At 71.6% G+C, this 15,431-nt stretch carries 15 protein-coding genes; 11 read left to right on the top strand and 4 right to left on the bottom strand.

The genetic code is table 11. From position 1 onward, the window contains the following. The first annotated feature begins 12 nt into the window (after positions 1 to 12). The 7 genes from OHA65_RS20060 (at position 13) to OHA65_RS20030 (ending at position 7,008) form a co-directional block, all read left to right on the top strand. Entirely contained in the window at positions 13 to 1,062 is a 1,050-nt protein-coding gene (locus OHA65_RS20060; protein ID WP_328763259.1) for an AI-2E family transporter, read from the top strand. 312 nt (positions 1,063 to 1,374) lie between these two features. Beyond that, a complete protein-coding gene (locus OHA65_RS20055) occupies positions 1,375 to 1,686 on the top strand; it encodes a hypothetical protein (protein ID WP_327284467.1) in 312 nt (103 codons plus the stop codon). Between the two features lie 120 nt (positions 1,687 to 1,806). Next, complete coding sequence (locus OHA65_RS20050) at positions 1,807 to 2,745, top strand: hypothetical protein (protein WP_327284466.1); 939 nt, start codon at positions 1,807 to 1,809, stop codon at positions 2,743 to 2,745. Continuing rightward, a complete protein-coding gene (locus OHA65_RS20045; protein WP_329314099.1) occupies positions 2,742 to 3,287 on the top strand; it encodes a hypothetical protein in 546 nt (181 codons plus the stop codon). Before OHA65_RS20050 ends, OHA65_RS20045 begins: the two co-directional genes overlap by 4 nt. 42 nt (positions 3,288 to 3,329) lie before the next feature. After that, positions 3,330 to 4,838 carry a peptidoglycan-binding protein gene (locus OHA65_RS20040; protein WP_329314097.1) on the top strand — a complete coding sequence of 503 codons (1,509 nt, stop codon included), beginning with the start codon at positions 3,330 to 3,332 and terminating at the stop codon, positions 4,836 to 4,838. Further along, entirely contained in the window at positions 4,835 to 5,704 is an 870-nt protein-coding gene (locus OHA65_RS20035; RefSeq protein ID WP_405762223.1) for an ABC transporter ATP-binding protein, read from the top strand. The genes OHA65_RS20040 and OHA65_RS20035 overlap by 4 nt, the downstream gene beginning before the upstream one ends. Then, positions 5,701 to 7,008 (top strand): ABC transporter permease, encoded by a 1,308-nt coding sequence (locus tag OHA65_RS20030; RefSeq protein ID WP_327284462.1) that lies wholly within the window; start codon positions 5,701 to 5,703, stop codon positions 7,006 to 7,008. The genes OHA65_RS20035 and OHA65_RS20030 overlap by 4 nt, the downstream gene beginning before the upstream one ends. A 41-nt stretch (positions 7,009 to 7,049) precedes the next feature. Here the strand turns inward: OHA65_RS20030 and OHA65_RS20025 are convergent, their stop codons facing one another. The 4 genes from OHA65_RS20025 to OHA65_RS20010 all read right to left on the bottom strand — a co-directional run bounded on the left by OHA65_RS20025 (position 7,050) and on the right by OHA65_RS20010 (position 9,360). After that, entirely contained in the window at positions 7,050 to 8,036 is a 987-nt protein-coding gene (locus OHA65_RS20025; protein WP_327284461.1) for a pirin family protein, read from the bottom strand. 134 nt (positions 8,037 to 8,170) lie between these two features. Continuing rightward, on the bottom strand, positions 8,171 to 8,479 hold the full coding sequence (locus OHA65_RS20020) for a hypothetical protein (RefSeq protein WP_327284460.1): 309 nt from the start codon (positions 8,477 to 8,479) through the stop codon (positions 8,171 to 8,173). 85 nt (positions 8,480 to 8,564) lie between these two features. Beyond that, positions 8,565 to 8,849, bottom strand: coding sequence for a hypothetical protein (locus OHA65_RS20015; protein ID WP_327284459.1), 285 nt, complete (start codon positions 8,847 to 8,849; stop codon positions 8,565 to 8,567). Between the two features lie 52 nt (positions 8,850 to 8,901). Beyond that, on the bottom strand, positions 8,902 to 9,360 hold the full coding sequence (locus tag OHA65_RS20010) for an SseB family protein (RefSeq protein WP_054221662.1): 459 nt from the start codon (positions 9,358 to 9,360) through the stop codon (positions 8,902 to 8,904). Between the two features lie 206 nt (positions 9,361 to 9,566). Here OHA65_RS20010 and OHA65_RS20005 point away from each other — a divergent pair, with 206 nt between their 5' ends. The 4 genes from OHA65_RS20005 (at position 9,567) to OHA65_RS19990 (ending at position 15,416) form a co-directional block, all read left to right on the top strand. Beyond that, entirely contained in the window at positions 9,567 to 11,393 is a 1,827-nt protein-coding gene (locus OHA65_RS20005; RefSeq protein WP_327285725.1) for an acyl-CoA dehydrogenase, read from the top strand. 148 nt (positions 11,394 to 11,541) lie between these two features. Then, the gene (locus tag OHA65_RS20000; RefSeq protein WP_327284458.1) at positions 11,542 to 12,288 is read left to right on the top strand and encodes a hypothetical protein; all 747 of its coding nucleotides are present in this window, start codon (positions 11,542 to 11,544) and stop codon (positions 12,286 to 12,288) included. Between the two features lie 101 nt (positions 12,289 to 12,389). Next, positions 12,390 to 13,682 (top strand): M18 family aminopeptidase, encoded by a 1,293-nt coding sequence (locus OHA65_RS19995; protein ID WP_327284457.1) that lies wholly within the window; start codon positions 12,390 to 12,392, stop codon positions 13,680 to 13,682. Between the two features lie 168 nt (positions 13,683 to 13,850). Then, positions 13,851 to 15,416 carry a hypothetical protein gene (locus tag OHA65_RS19990; protein WP_405762220.1) on the top strand — a complete coding sequence of 522 codons (1,566 nt, stop codon included), beginning with the start codon at positions 13,851 to 13,853 and terminating at the stop codon, positions 15,414 to 15,416. Positions 15,417 to 15,431 lie beyond the last annotated feature (15 nt).

Below are 15,431 nucleotides of genomic sequence, written 5' to 3'. Positions count from 1 at the left end.
TTGGATGCAGCGGTGTCGACTCCCCTGCTTCCCCTGCCGGTCAGGCGGCTGGCCGCCTGGTGCGTGGTCGTCCTGCTCTTCACCGGCGTGCTCGCCGTCGGCGTGTGGCTGTGCATCGTCTTCAAGACCGCCGTCACACCCGTACTGCTCGCCCTGCTCGGAACCGCCCTGCTCGGGCCGATGCACCGGCGGCTCGTGCGGATGGGCGTCCACCGGTCCCTCTCGGCCGCGCTGACCTGCCTCGCCGTGTTCGCGGTGTTCGGCGGGGCCGCGTACGTCGTCGTCCACGCCCTGATCAGCACCGGCGACCAGATCATCGGCTCCCTGAAGCAGGCCGGACAGGACCTCGCCGAGCGCTTCGGGCCGGCCGGGACCTCGCTGGAGGACCTCGCCGCGAACGCCAAGGACCTGCTGGCCAAGTTCGGCGGTACGGCCGCCTCCGGCGTCATCACCGGCATCAGCGTCGTCGGCCAGGTGCTCGCCACCGCCGTCCTCGCGCTGCTGCTGATGTTCTTCTTCGTCCGCGACTCCCACCGCGCCGCCGACACCCTGCGTTCGCTCGCACCGCGTGCCGCCGGCGACACCGCCGAGGCGATCGCCCGCCGTGCCTTCGAGGCCGTCGAGGGCTTCATGCGCGGAACCACCTTCATCGCCCTGATCGACGCCGTGTGCATCACGGTCGGACTGCTCGTGCTCCGCGTCCCCGGCGCCGTCGGTCTCGGCGCCCTGGTGTTCGTCGGCGCGTACATCCCGTACCTGGGCGCCTTCATCTCCGGCACGGTGGCCGTCCTCGTCGCCTTCGCCGAGCGGGGTTGGTTCATCGGCCTGTGGGCGGTGGGCGTGGTGCTCGCCGTACAGGTGCTGGAAGGGCACGTCCTCCAGCCCGTGATCCAGAGCCGGACCGTCCAGATGCACCCTGCGGTGGTCATGATCGCCATCACGGCCGGGGCCAGCGTCGCCGGGATCCTGGGAATGCTGCTCGCCGTGCCGCTGACCGCGGCCGTGTTCGGCGTGGTGTCGGAGCTGCGGGGGCGCTTCGCGGAGGCCGCGCGCGCCGAGTAATGCCGGTTTCAGGACAACCGCGAAGCGGTCCCCGATCATCCGATCGGGGAGGAGCCAAGGCGACCGTTTTCCGGTGACCGTCCTCTCCTGCGGATATTCGAAAATGGATCTCCGACGTCCGAGCGACCGGCGCCCGCACCGACCCGTGACGATTCCAGCCGGTCTCGCCCGCACCCCCTGAACCCCCTGGTACGGAATTCGTCTTCGTGCCATCGTCTTTCACCGGACCGGGGGGACCAGCTCAGCGCTCATGGCACGGGCAATTCCTCTCGGCTGCACGACGATCTGTCGGCTCATCGAGAGGATGACAACGTGCGTCGCAAGGCAGTTCAGTTCCTGGCCATTGCCCTTTCCACCGCCGCGTTCGGCATCGGGGCGGCCTCCGCCGCCCAGGCCGGCGACTACAACACCGACGGGGTGCGCATCCGCCAGACCCCGTACACGAGCGACACCCGAGTCAACGGCCTCGGCTACCGCAGCCAGACGATCACGCCCATCTGCTTCTCGGAGGGCACGAACGTCAGCGGCAACTCGTACTGGACCAAGCACAAGAACAACAACACCGGTGTGGTCGGGTTCGCCTCGGAGACACTGCTGAACAAGATCGCCCAGCCGCACTGCTGACGGCCACCTGCCGTATGTGATCTGCCCACAGGCACCCGGTGCCGGGACCGCTGGAATCGGTCCCGGCTCCGGGCTCGCCCGGCAGTTTAGGGCCACCCGCACACCACGGAAAGGTCGATCGTGCCGCGCTCCACCCGGTCTTCCCGCCGCCCGCTCGGATCCCTCGGCGCACTGCTCCTCGCCGCCGCCCTGACTTCTTGCTCCGGAAGTTCCGGCGACGCCGGCACGGGCGGTACCGGAACCGGCGCCGGATCCCTGCCCAGTACGGAACCCAAGGTCAGCATCACGCCGCAGGACGATCCCGTACACGCCGGACTCCCGCTGGACGCCTACACGTTCGACAAAGACCAGCTGAAAACCATGCAGCAGGCCCAGGACATTCTCACCGACTCCTGCATGCACCGGCTCGGATTCGCCTCCTTCAAAAACTCGAATACGTACACCAATACCGGCGCCGAGCGCGGAAGTACCGGAATCGGCCTGGTCGACGCGGAATACGCGAAGAAGTTCGGCTACCGCACGGGCGCGTCACCGGACCGCCCGAGGGATGCGAAGAAGCAGGACCCGAACGAGACCGCGGCCCTTTACGGTCCGCAGGACGGAGCGCCGGCCCGGCCCGGCACCCCGGAGGGCGGCTGTTCGGGCGAGGCGACCCACAAGCTGTACCCGCAGAGCGGCAAGGCCGGCACCGAACTGCTCGACGAGCTGACCCGGCAGACCAACGACCGGGCGCGCGGCGACAGTCGGGTCGTGGCGGCCATCGGCCAATGGAGCGCCTGCATGCGTGACGCCGGGTTCCAGGTGAAGACGCCCTGGGAGCTCCAGGACATGGAGGGCACCCGGTGGACCGGCCCGGTCACCTCCGAGGAGATCACCGCCGCCACCACGGACGTGTCCTGCAAGCAGAAGAGCAAGCTGACCGACACCTGGACCGCGGTGCTGACGGCGTACCAGAACACCGCCGTGGAGAAGAACAAGGACGGACTCGGACAGGAGAAGAAGAACCTGGCCGAGCAGGTGAAGACCGCCGGGAAGGTCCTCAAGGACGGTACGGCGTGACGCGCCCCGCCGGAGCCCGACGCGCCGCCGTGGCCGTAGCCGCCGCGTGCGCGGTGCTGGTGTTCACCGTCACCGGGTGCACCTCGTCCGCCGCCGGGACCGCCCGACCTGCGCCGTCGGCCGGCGGAACCGGGTTGGTCGAGCCGACCCCCGACGTCCGCCAGGCGTACGACGCGTACTGGACCTCCTGGCTGGCGGCCGGCCGGAAGGCCGACCCCGATGATCCGGTGCTCGCCCAGATCGCCACCGGGGCCCAACTGGACGACATGCGCGCCATGCTGAAGCACTTCGGCGACGGCGGGAAGGTGCTGCGCGGCGAGGTCGGGCACCGGATCGACGGCATGGACGTCTCCGGCGAGCAGACCCGCGTGGTGCAGGACTGCGTGGACCTCGACCGCTGGCTGATCTACGACCGCGCGAGCGGCGCGCTCGCCGACCAGTTGCAGGACAAGCCCTCCCAGCTGTCCGCGTTCACCCTCGTCCGCGAGCGGCTGGGCGCGCCGTGGAAGGTCACGTCGGTCTCGGTGCTCGGCGACTGCTGACGACAGCCGACAACAGCTGTTGAACGGAAAAGTGGGTTTCACGTGAAACATCAAGAGGCCGTCGTCCCCGAGGAGCCGGACGTCGCAGCCGAGTCCGGCGCCGCAGCCGAGCCCGATGACGTACGGGCCTCCCTCGGCCGGCGGCGCCGGATCCTGATCTGGGTCGTCGTGGGCGCCGTCGCCCTCACGGGGGCCGGGGTGGTCCTCGCCACCACCATCCGCTCCCCCGCCCAGGTCGCGGCCGATGCCGCGCCGCCACCCGCCTCCGTTCTGGCCGACCGGGTCGAACGGCGGGTGCTCACCTCCTCCGTGGTCGTACGGGGCACGGTTGCCGCCGAGCAGGTTCTGACGGTGTCCCCGGGGGCCGGGGCCGCCGGTGCCGGGACGGGCGGGAAGCCCGTGGTCACCCGGGTCAACAAACAGCCCGGGGCCGCCGTACAGGCCGGCGAGGTACTGGTCGAGGTGTCGGGGCGGCCGGTGTTCGCGCTGGCCGGGGCCCTGCCCGTGTACCGGGACCTGAAGCCCGGGGCCACCGGCAAGGACGTCGGGCAGCTCCAGGAAGGGCTCAAGGCGCTGGGCCACCCCACCGGCAAGGATCCGGCGGGCACGTACGGCGCCGGGACGAAGGCGGCGGTCACCGCGCTCTACGCCGCGCTCGGCTACACCCCGCGGCCCGCCGACCCCGGCGACGCCGAGAAGTTGCAGGCGGCGGAGGACGCCGCCGACACCGCCCAGCGGGGGGTCACCACCGCCAAGAACGCCCTCGCCAAGGCCAAGGCGGGCGGTGGCAGCGACACCTCCGAGGCACAGCAGCAACTGGTCTTCGCCCAGCAGGACCTCGCCAAGGCCACCACCCGCCTGGAGACGGCCCGAGCCTCGGCCGGCCCCATGGTCCCGGCGGACGAGCTCGTCTTCGTCAAGGGCTTCCCGGCCCGCGTGGACGCGGTCAAGGCGGGGGTCGGGGAACCCGTCCCGGACGGACTGCTCACGCTCTCGGCGGGCGCCCCGGTGATCCGGGCCTCGCTCCCGGCGCACCAGAAGGACCTGGTCAAGGCGGGCATGAAGGTGGAAGTGCTGTCCGAGTCCACCGGGCTCACGGCCACCGCGACCGTCGCCTCGGTCGCCACCGCTCCTACCCCGGCCTCGGCCGGCGCCCCCTCGGGCGGCGGCTCCGGTGCGGGTGCGGTTGCGGGTGCCGGTTCCGGGGACGGCGCACCGGGTGCCGGGCAGGACCCCGGCGGGTACGCGCTCACCGTCACCCCCGACCAGGCCCTCGACGCCCGGCTTTCCGGACAGGGGGTCCGGCTCACCGTGACCGCCGCCTCCTCCGGGGAGCCGGTGCTGGTCGTACCGCTGTCCGCCGTGTCGGCCGGCGCCGACGGCCGGACCACCGTCACGGTGCTGGGCAAGGACCCCGCGGCGGCGGACGCCCGGCGCCGGGTCGAGGTCCGGGCGGGGATGTCCGCCGACGGAATGGTCCAGGTCGAGCCGGTCGCCGGCGGCGCGCTCGCCGACGGCGACCGGGTGCTGGTAGCGCAGGCAAAGCCATGACGCCCGCGGACCGACCCGCGGGCACAGGCACGGAGTCGGGCACGGGCACGGGCGCCGGCACGGGCACGGGCACAGGCACGGAGTCGGCAGCGGGCACGAATTCGGCCGCGGGCGGGGACACGGAATCGGTCGCGGGCGGGGCCGCCGACGTGGGGGCAGGCGGGGCCGCCGACGTGGGGGCGGGGGACGGGCCCGTCGTACGGTTCGAGGGGGTCGGGCTCACCTATCCCGGGCCGCCGCCCGTCCAGGCGCTGCGGCCCTGCGAACTGACCGTGGAACGCGGCGAGTACGTCACCGTCGTCGGCCCCTCCGGCTCCGGGAAGTCGACCTTCCTGAACGTCGCCGGGCTCATCGACGCCCCGACCACCGGCCGGTACCTTCTCGACGGCATCGACACCGGCGCACTGCGCGACCGCGACCGGACCGCCCTGCGCGGGCAGCGCATCGGTTTCGTCTTCCAGTCCTTCCACCTCCTGCCGCACCGCAGCGCCCTGGAGAACGTCCGCCTCGCCATGGTCTACAACGGCGTCCCGCACGCGGAACGCGCCGACCGGGCCCGTACCGCGCTGGAGCGGGTCGGCCTCGGCCACCGCACCGGCCACCTCCCGACCCGGATGTCGGGCGGCGAGCGCCAGCGCGTGGCCATCGCCCGCGCCCTGGTCGCCGGGCCCTCACTGCTGCTGTGCGACGAACCCACCGGGAACCTGGACACCGCCACGGCCGGGGCCGTACTGGGCCTGCTGGACGAGCTGCACGCCGACGGGCTGACCCTGTTGGTCATCACGCACGACCCGCACGTGGCCGCCCGCGGCCGGCGGACGGTGTCCATCCGCGACGGGATCCTGACCGAGGTGGTCACCGCATGAGGACCGCTTTGCGAAGCATCGGGCGAAGGCGGCGGGCCGACGGGACCGACGTTGCCGACCGTGCGGGGAGCCGCGCGGCAGGGATCGTTCCCTCCCGACTGTCCCTGCGCGACCTGCTCTCCGAGGCCCTCGCCGGAATGCTCCAGCGTCCCGCCCGCTCGGCGCTGACCGGCCTCGGCACGGTCCTCGGCGTGGGCACCTTCGTGGCGATCCTGGGCCTGACGGCCACCGCCTCCTCGCAGATCGACAGCCGCTTCAACGCACTGACGGCCACCGAGATCGGGGTCACCGACACCGCGGGCGGCGGCGATCCCCAGCTCGGCCGGCAGGTTCCGCTCGCCTTCCCCCGCGACGCGGACGCCCGCGCGGGCGCGCTCAACGGAGTGCGCGCCGCAGGGGTGTTCTGGCCGGTACCGCTGGGAGACACCACCGTACGGTCGGCCCCGGTCGCGGGCGCGAGCGGCGAACGGCTCCCGGTCGTCGCCGCCTCCCCCGGGATGCTGCGCGCCGCCGGCCTGACGCTGGGCTCCGGCAGGGCGTACGACGCCTTCCACGACGGGCGCGCCGAGCAGGTCGCGGTGGTGGGCTCGGCCATGGCGGCGCGTCTCGGCATCACCACGCTGGAAAGCCGCCCCGCGGTGTTCATCGGCGAGCACCCGTTCACCGTGATCGGCATCGCGAGCGGGGCGGACCGCAAGCCGGACCTGCTGCTGTCGGTGATCGTGCCCCGGGGCACCGCCGAGAGGCTGTGGGGGCCGCCGGACAACGCCCAGCGGGCCCGGATGCTGGTGGTGACCGAGCTGGGGGCGGCCCGCCAGGTGTCCGCGGAACTGCCGCTCGCCCTGCGCCCGGACCGTCCCGACTGGCTCACGGCCGCGCCGCCGCCGGACCCGAAGACGCTGCGGGCGGGGGTGACTTCGGACCTGGACCAGCTGTTCCTGCTGCTGGCGGCGATCTGCCTGGTCATCGGGGCGGTCGGGATCGCCAACACCACGCTCGTCGCGGTGCTGGAGCGAACCGGCGAGATCGGACTGCGCCGTGCGCTGGGCGCCCGCGGGCGGCACATCACCGCCCAGTTCCTGGCCGAGTCCGCCGCGCAGGGTGCGGTGGGCGGCCTGGTCGGCACCACGCTCGGCACCCTGACCGTGGTCGGGGTGTCGGCGCTGCGCGACTGGACCCCGGTGATGTCGCCGCTCACCGTCGCCGTGGCGCCGTTGATCGGACTGGTCACCGGGGTACTGGCCGGGCTGTACCCGGCGTGGCGGGCCTCCCGTACCCAGCCGGCGGAGGCCCTGCGCCGCTAAAGCCGGGTCCGCCGCCGGGCCGTGCTGCCGCTGTCGCGTCGTCAGGAGTGCTGATCCGCCGACTTCGTGCGCTCCCGGGCGGTGGTGGGGATGGTTCCCAGCCGGCCCGCCTGGAAGTCGTCGAAGGCCTGCTGGAGCTCCTGCCGGCTGTTCATGACGAACGGCCCGTAGTGCGCCATCGGCTCCCGGATGGGGCGCCCGCCGAGGAGGATGACCTCCAGGTCCGGGGTGTTCGCGTCCTGGGACTCGTCCGCCCGCACCGTGATCGAGCCGCCCTCGCCGAAGACCGCGGTCTGCCCGGTGTGGACGGGCCGCCGGTCGGTGCCGACGCTGCCGCGGCCGGCCATGACGTACGCGAGGGCGTTGAAGTCCTCGCGCCACGGGAGGGTGACCTGAGCGCCCGGGGTGACGGTGGCATGGATCATCGTGATCGGGGTGTGGGTGATGCCGGGGCCGGAGTGGCCGTCCAGCTCACCGGCGATCACGCGGAGCAGGGCGCCGCCGTCGGGGGTGGACAGCAGCTGGACCTGGCCGCCGCCGATGTCCTGGTAGCGCGGCGGCATCATCTTGTCGGAGGCGGGGAGGTTCACCCACAGCTGGAGGCCGTGGAAGAGGCCGCCGGACACGACGAGGGACTCCGGCGGGGCCTCGATGTGCAGGAGGCCGGCGCCGGCGGTCATCCACTGGGTGTCACCGCCGTTGATGACTCCGCCGCCGCCGTTGCTGTCCTGGTGGACGAAGGTTCCGTCGATCAGGTACGTGACGGTCTCGAAGCCGCGGTGCGGGTGCCAGGGGGTGCCCTTCGGCTCGCCCGGCGCGTACTCCACCTCGCCCATCTGGTCCATCATGATGAACGGGTCGAGGTGCTGGTAGTTGATCCCGGCGAACGCGCGGCGCACCGGGAACCCCTCGCCCTCGAACCCACCGGGGGCGGTCGTGACGGCCAGCACCTTGCGGGCGGCGGTCTCCTGGGCGGGCTCGGCGACGCGGGGGAGCGTCAACGGGTTCTCCACAGTCACTGCAGGCATGGTCGGAACCTCCTTCTGCGTCGAGTTTAGTTGAAACTCGAACTTTCTGCCACACCCCCCAGAACACAAGGGGCCCCGGAGACATTCCCCGAGCCCTTGAGACGCTCCACCTGCGCATATGACAGTTGCGGCAGTTACGGCGAGACGACGACCGAGTTGATCGGCGTGAGATCGCCCCCCCGTAGATGCAGGCGTCGCCGGACGGACAGGAGCGTCAGGCCGCCGCCGAGCCGGACGTCGCAGTCCGGCGGCAGGCCCACCTCGAAGACCGTGTCCGACCAGGCCGCGGCCGGATGGATGCCCGCCGGGCACGCTTTGATGCCGTGGGCGGCCAGCAGCCGGGTGCGCCGGGCGACGTCCACCCGGAAGGACCGGCGGATCTGCGCCCACTGCGGGCCACGACCTCGTGCGCACAGCGGATCGCGCCGTCCAGCAGCTCCCACGCCTCGCGGTCCCGGCCCCACAGCGCGCGCAGCCAGGACGCCCGGCCGGGCGCGCGGGCGGCGGTGCGGTGCAGCTGGTCCGCGGTCAGCCGGGACCAGCGTCCCGCAAGGCGGCCAGCCCCTCCTCCGGGCTCCGCGAGAGGGGCTCGACGAACTGCGGATCGTCGCCGTCCGGCCGCAGCGGATCCAGCAGCGGGCGCGCCCGGTCCGGTAACTCCCGACCGATCCGGTTGCGCCAGCGGCCGAAAACGGCCTGCTCGTCGACGCGCTGCCAGGCGATCAGCGCCATCGACGGCTCCACCAGCGGCAGCGGCTCGCTCGCGAAGGTGACGTCGAGCAGGCCCTCGGCCGTGAAGTGCACGCGCAGCACGATCCCCCCTCGCCCCGGGGTACGACGCCGGCCGCCCGTGCGGCGAAGGCGATCAGCCGTACATGCGGCGCATCGCGAAGTCGACCATCTGCTCGACGGCCTTCGCGTCGAAGACCATCCGGTGGTCGCCCTCCATGTCGAGGACGAAGCCGTACCCGGTGGGCAGCAGGTCGATCACCTCGGCGCCCGTGATCACGAAGTACTTGGACTCCTTGCCTGCGTAGCGGCGGAGCTCCTTGAGCGTGGTGAACATGGGGATCACCGGCTGCTGCGTGTTGTGCAGCGCCAGGAACCCAGGGGTGTCGCCGCGCGGGCAGTAGACCTTCGACGTGGCGAAGATCTGCTGGAAGTCCTCGGCGGACAGCGACCCGGTCGTGAAGGCGCGCACCGCGTCGGCGAGCGACGGCGGCGAGGGCTCCGGGTACAGCGGCTGCTCGCCGTACCCGCCGGCCATCTGCTGCGGGGCGGCGTACTGCTGCCCCGCGCTCACGTTCTGGTCGTAGCCGTACATAGGGCGAAGCCTACCGAGCGCCTCCGGCCCCGTGGACGCGCATTCCCGCCAGGGTTGCGGGCCGGGGTCCGGCTGGTGTGCGGCTTGACCCTGGTCACAGTCGACCGGCCGGGGCTTGCGCCTTATTACCCGCGGGTAGCATCATGACGTTACCGATTGGTATGTACGAGGAACCTGTCTTCCCGAGCCTTAACGGAGCCGTCGCCATGGGGCACTACAAGTCGAACCTCCGAGACATCGAGTTCAACCTCTTCGAGGTGCTCGGTCGCGACAAGCTGTACGGCACCGGCCCGTTCGGTGAGATGGACACCGACACCGCCAAGAGCGTCCTGTCCGAGCTGACCCGCCTCGCCGAGAACGAGCTGGCCGACTCCTTCGCGGACGCCGACCGCAACCCGCCGGTCTTCGACCCGGCCACCAACACCGCGCCGGTCCCGGCGTCCTTCAAGAAGAGCTACGAAGCCTTCATGGACTCCGAGTACTGGCGGCTCGGCCTGCCCGAGGAGATCGGCGGCACCACCTCGCCCCGCTCCCTGATCTGGGCCTACGCGGAGCTGCTGCTCGGCTCGAACCCGGCCATCTGGATGTACTCCTCCGGCCCGGCGTTCGCCGGCATCCTCTTCGAAGAGGGCAACGAGGCGCAGAAGAAGGTCGCTCAGATAGCGGTCGAGAAGCGCTGGGGCTCCACCATGGTCCTCACCGAGCCGGACGCCGGCTCGGACGTGGGCGCCGGCCGCACCAAGGCCGTGCAGCAGGAGGACGGCTCCTGGCACATCGAGGGCGTGAAGCGCTTCATCACGTCCGGTGAGCACGACATGGAGGAGAACATCCTCCACTACGTCCTCGCGCGCCCCGAGGGCCACGGCCCGGGCACCAAGGGCCTGTCCCTCTTCCTCGTCCCGAAGTTCCACTTCGACTGGGAGACCGGCGAGCTGGGCGAGCGCAACGGCGTCTACGCGACGAACGTCGAGCACAAGATGGGCCTCAAGGCCTCCAACACGTGCGAGATGACGTTCGGCGACCAGCACCCCGCCAAGGGCTGGCTGATCGGCGACAAGCACGACGGCATCCGCCAGATGTTCATGATCATCGAGTTCGCCCGCATGATGGTCGGCACGAAGGCCATCGCAACGCTCTCGACCGGTTACCTGAACGCCCTGGAGTACGCCAAGGAGCGCGTGCAGGGTCCGGACCTCGCGAACTTCATGGACAAGACCGCGCCCAAGGTCACCATCACGCACCACCCCGACGTGCGCCGTTCGCTGATGACGCAGAAGGCGTACGCCGAGGGCATGCGCGCCCTGGTGCTGTACACGGCCTCCGTCCAGGACGCGATCCAGGTCAAGCAGGCCGCGGGCGAGGACGCCTCCGCCGAGATCGGCCTGAACGACCTGCTCCTGCCGATCGTGAAGGGCTACGGCTCGGAGCGCTCGTACGAGCAGCTCGCCCAGTCGCTGCAGACCTTCGGCGGTTCCGGTTACCTCCAGGAATACCCGATCGAGCAGTACATCCGCGACGCCAAGATCGACACCCTCTACGAGGGCACCACGGCGATCCAGGGCCAGGACTTCTTCTTCCGGAAGATCGTCCGCGACCAGGGTGCCTCGCTGAACGTCCTCTCCGAGACGATCAAGAAGTTCCTGGCCGAGGCCGTCGGCGGCGAGGAGCTGGCCGGCGCCCGCGACGCGCTCGCCAAGGCCGCCGTCGACCTGGAGGCCATCGTCGGCCAGATGATCGTCGACCTCACCGCCACCGGCGAGGACGTCAAGAACATCTACAAGGTCGGCCAGAACACCACCCGCCTGCTGATGGCGTCCGGTGACGTGGTCGTCGGCTACCTGCTGCTCAAGGGCGCGGCCGTCGCCGCCGAGAAGCTGGCCACGGCTTCCGCGAAGGACGTCCCGTTCTACACCGGCAAGATCGCGGCGGCGAAGTTCTTCGCCTCGCAGGTCCTGCCGAACGTCTCGGTCGCCCGCGCGCTGGCCGAGTCCGTCGACAACACCCTGATGGAGCTGGACGAGGCCGCCTTCTAGCCCGCGGCGCCCGTCCACCGCAGCTGTACGCGGTGTACGTACACCCGACGGCCGGACCCTCCCCGGAGGGCCCGGCCGTCGGCGTACCACGGCCCCCGCAGGGCACCGGCATCCCCGGCTGTCGGTCCCGCGTGGGACGCTGTATGGCATGAGTCCAGCAGAGCAGCGCGGCAACAGCAGGGGGTACTCCGTCCCGACCGGGCGGCCGTACGCCCTCAAGGAGCTGCAGGCTGCCCTGGGCAGCCTCGGCGACCATCTGCGGGAGCTGTACGACGGCGCCCACCCCGCCGAGTACGAGGCCGTCGCCGACGCGCTCTACACCGCCTTCCAGACCGCCGCCGGGCTCGCCCCCGCCAAGAGCTACACCGGCTGCTCCGAGCACCCCAATGGCGCCCTGGACCCCGAGGCGCCCGACGGCTGGGGCCGCTGCCTGATCTGCAACGACCGGCGCCGCCTCGGACTGCGCGCCCAGGGCGTCCGCGGCGCCCGCGCGGCCGCCGCCCCGCCCGCGGGGGAGCAGCGCCGGCTGGGCTATCCCGTGCCCGACCCCCCGTACACGCTCCAGGCGCTGCGCGACCACCTCCGCACCGTCGAGGACCGCCGCTTCCACCTGGGCTTCTCCTCGCCCCCCGAGGAGTTCGTACGCATCGCGGACGATCTCCACCGGGCGTTCATCGTGGCCCGCGAACTCTCCAGGCCCCGCAACGCCTCCGGCTGTTCCGAGCACCCCGGCGCGCCCATCGATCCCGACGCGCCGGCCGGTGAGGCCTGTATCTTCTGCGCCGGACGCAAGAGACGCGCGCAGCGCTCCGCGACGGCCCCGGAGATGCTCCCGCGCATCCGCCGGGGCGAGCGCAGGCAGCTGCAGCGCCGTTTCGAGCGCCCGCCGGGCTGAAAAGCCGCCGGGAAGGGGACCACACGACCCGTAACCCCGGCGTTCCGGCCATCCGCCGCAGCCCGACCATGGCGAACACGACCGTCGTTAAGGTGAACCACATGAGCTCTCCCGCCCGCTTCGACCGCGGCCACACCGACGATCTGATGACCTTTTTGACGGCCAGTCCGTCGCCGTACCACGCCGTGGCCAATGTGGCCGAGCGGCTGGAAAAGGCAGGCTTCAGGCAGTTGTCGGAAACGGACGCCTGGGACTCGGGCAGCGGAGGCCGGTTCGTCCTCCGCGGCGGGGCGCTCATCGCCTGGTTCGTCCCGGAGGGCGCCTCCGCGCACACCCCGTTCCGGATCGTCGGCGCCCACACCGACTCCCCCAACCTGCGGGTCAAGCCGCTGCCTGACACGGGCTCACAGGGCTGGCGGCAGATCGCCGTCGAGATCTACGGCGGCACGCTGCTCAACACCTGGCTCGACCGGGACCTGGGCCTGGCGGGCCGGCTGACCCTGCGCGACGGCAGCGAGCGGCTGGTGAACGTGGACCGTGCGCTGCTGCGCGTCCCCCAGCTGGCCGTCCACCTGGACCGTTCGGTCAACAGCGACGGCCTCAAGCTCGACAAGCAGCGCCACATGCAGCCGATCTGGGGCTTGGGCGAGGTCCAGGAGGGCGACCTCATCGCCTTCCTGGAAGAGGAAGAGGGTCTGCCGCAGGGTTCGGTGGCCGGCTGGGACCTGATGGTCCACTCGATCGAGCCGGCGTCCTACCTGGGGCGCGACCGCGAGCTCGTCGCCGGCCCGCGGATGGACAACCTGATCTCGGTGCACGCCGGACTCGCGGCGCTGGCCGCCGCCTCGACCGCCGACAAGCTGGACCACATCCCGGTGCTGGCCGCGTTCGACCACGAGGAGAACGGCTCGCAGTCGGACACGGGCGCGGACGGCCCACTGCTCGGGAACGTGCTGGAACGTTCCGTCTTCTCGCGCGGCGGCACCTACGAGGACCGCGCGCGTGCCTTCGCGGGCACCATCTGCCTGTCCTCGGACACCGGCCACGCCGTGCACCCCAACTACGCGGAGCGCCACGACCCTTCGCACCACCCGCGCGCCAACGGCGGCCCGATCCTCAAGGTCAACGTCAACCAGCGGTACGCGACGGACGGCAGCGGGCGCGCGGTGTTCGCGGCGGCCTGCGAGCGGGCCGGCGTGCCGTGGCAGACGTTCGTCTCGAACAACTCGATGCCCTGCGGTACGACGATCGGCCCGATCACGGCCGCCCGGCACGGGATCCAGACCGTGGACATCGGCGTCGCGATCCTCTCCATGCACAGCGCCCGCGAACTGTGCGGTGCGGACGACCCGTACCTGCTCGCGAACGCGCTCGTGGCCTTCCTGGAGGGCTGACGCGCCCCGCACCGCCTGCCGGAACGTCCCGGCGGGCGGGTGCGGACGCGGGCACCGGCTTCGGCCGGGTGGGTCGATCTGCGGGGCGACGCGGTGTGATGAACCGATAGTGACATTCCGTCATGTTGTTCTGGACTCCTGTCACTCCCGGTCGACAAGGAGAGTCCCGTGCTCCGCCTGTTCCGCATGGCCCCCGTGCCCCGCACGGCCCGCAGACTCCGTACGCCGCGCACCACCGGCGCCGTGGGCATCGCCCTCGCCCTGCTCGTATCCGCCCCCGCAGCAGGCGCCTTCGCGGCGCCCGCGCCGGCGCCGCCCCCGTCAGCCAAGTCCCCGTTCGCCCTCACGAACCCGCGGATCGTCGCGCACTTCGACTTCAAGGCCGGCCAGACACCGGAGAACCTCGCCCTGGAGCCCGACGGCTCCGCCGATCTGACCCTCGCGCTGGCCCGGCAGGTGGTCCGCGTGGACCGCCACGGCGGCAAACATGTCCTCGCGACGCTGCCCTTCGTCGCGAACCCGCAGACACCGCTCGTCGGCGCCGCCGTCGTGAGCGGGATCGTCCGCACCAAGGACGGGTCGCTCTACGTCGCGTACAACACCGGCACCGCCGAGACCGGCATCTACCGGATCGCCCCGGACGGCGAGGTCACCAAGTTCGTCGACCTGCCGGCGGACGGCTTCGCCAACGGCATCGCCCTCGACGAGCACCTCGGCCTGCTCTACGTCGCCGACTCCGTCCTCGGCGCCGTGCGGCGCGTCTCGCTCGGCAAAGAACCCGAGGTGACGACCTGGGCCACCGGCGCCGCGCTGGAACCGTCCACGTTCGTCGGCGCCAACGGCATCAAGGTGCGCGACCGTGCGGTCTGGGTATCGAACTCCGACCGGGGCACGCTGCTGCGGATCCCGGTCGAGAAGGACGGGTCCGCGGGCCCGATCAGGACGCAGGCCACCGGGCTGACGGGGATCGACGACTTCGCGTTCGCCGGGCACGGCACGACGGTGCTCGCCGCACTGAACACCGAGGCCAGCGAGCTCGCCCTGGTCCGGCCCAACGGCACCCACACCATCGTGCTGACCGGGGCGGACGGGCTGTCCGGTCCGACCGCCGTGGCGATCCGCCACCACAAGGTCTACGTGACCAGCGGCGCCTTCCTCACGGGCATCGACCCGAACCTGCTGATCGCCGACGCCGCGCAGCCCAAGGCCGAGAACGGCAAGGAGAGCAAGGAGAGCAAGGAGAGCAAGGAGAGCAAGGAGAGCAAGCAGGGCAAGGAGGGCAAGGACGACCACGGCAAGTCCGAGGACCACGGCAAGACCGGGGACAACGCCAAGACCGGGGACAACGCCAAGGACGAGGACCACGGCCGGCGCAAGGACCAAGCGAAGGACGAGGACCACGGCCGGCACGACGACCAGGCCAAGGACGAGGACCACGGCCGGCACGACGACCAGGCCAAGGACGAGGACCACGGCCGAGACGAGGACCACGGCCGGCGCGACGACCAGGCCACCGACGAGAACCACCGCCAGGACGAGGACCACGGCCGGCGCGACGACCAGGCCAAGGACGAGGACCAGGCCAAGGACGAAGACCAAGCCGCCGACGAAAACAGCAGCCAGGACGAAGACCAGGCCGCCGACGAAGGCAGCGCCCAGGACGAAGACCAGGCCGCCGACGAAGACAGCGCCCAGGACGAAGACGACGGCAGCCGCAGCCGCGCCGGGAGCTGAGCCGTCCGGCCGGGG

This window comes from Streptomyces sp. NBC_00045, assembly GCF_045041095.1.
GTDB lineage: Bacteria > Actinomycetota > Actinomycetes > Streptomycetales > Streptomycetaceae > Streptomyces.
Note: the sequence above shows the minus strand (reverse complement) of the source record. Positions and strands in the feature narration are given on the sequence as shown.

What these genes read in the sequence shown, in the direction of transcription:
- OHA65_RS20010 (WP_054221662.1), bottom strand. Translation starts at nt 9,360, where the DNA reads ATGTACGGCTACGACCAGAACGTGAGCGCGGGGCAGCAGTACGCCGCC.
- OHA65_RS20005 (WP_327285725.1), top strand. Translation starts at nt 9,567, where the DNA reads ATGGGGCACTACAAGTCGAACCTCCGAGACATCGAGTTCAACCTCTTC.
- OHA65_RS20025 (WP_327284461.1), bottom strand. Translation starts at nt 8,036, where the DNA reads ATGCCTGCAGTGACTGTGGAGAACCCGTTGACGCTCCCCCGCGTCGCC.
- OHA65_RS20030 (WP_327284462.1), top strand. Translation starts at nt 5,701, where the DNA reads ATGAGGACCGCTTTGCGAAGCATCGGGCGAAGGCGGCGGGCCGACGGG.
- OHA65_RS20000 (WP_327284458.1), top strand. Translation starts at nt 11,542, where the DNA reads ATGAGTCCAGCAGAGCAGCGCGGCAACAGCAGGGGGTACTCCGTCCCG.
- OHA65_RS20035 (WP_405762223.1), top strand. Translation starts at nt 4,835, where the DNA reads ATGACGCCCGCGGACCGACCCGCGGGCACAGGCACGGAGTCGGGCACG.
- OHA65_RS19995 (WP_327284457.1), top strand. Translation starts at nt 12,390, where the DNA reads ATGAGCTCTCCCGCCCGCTTCGACCGCGGCCACACCGACGATCTGATG.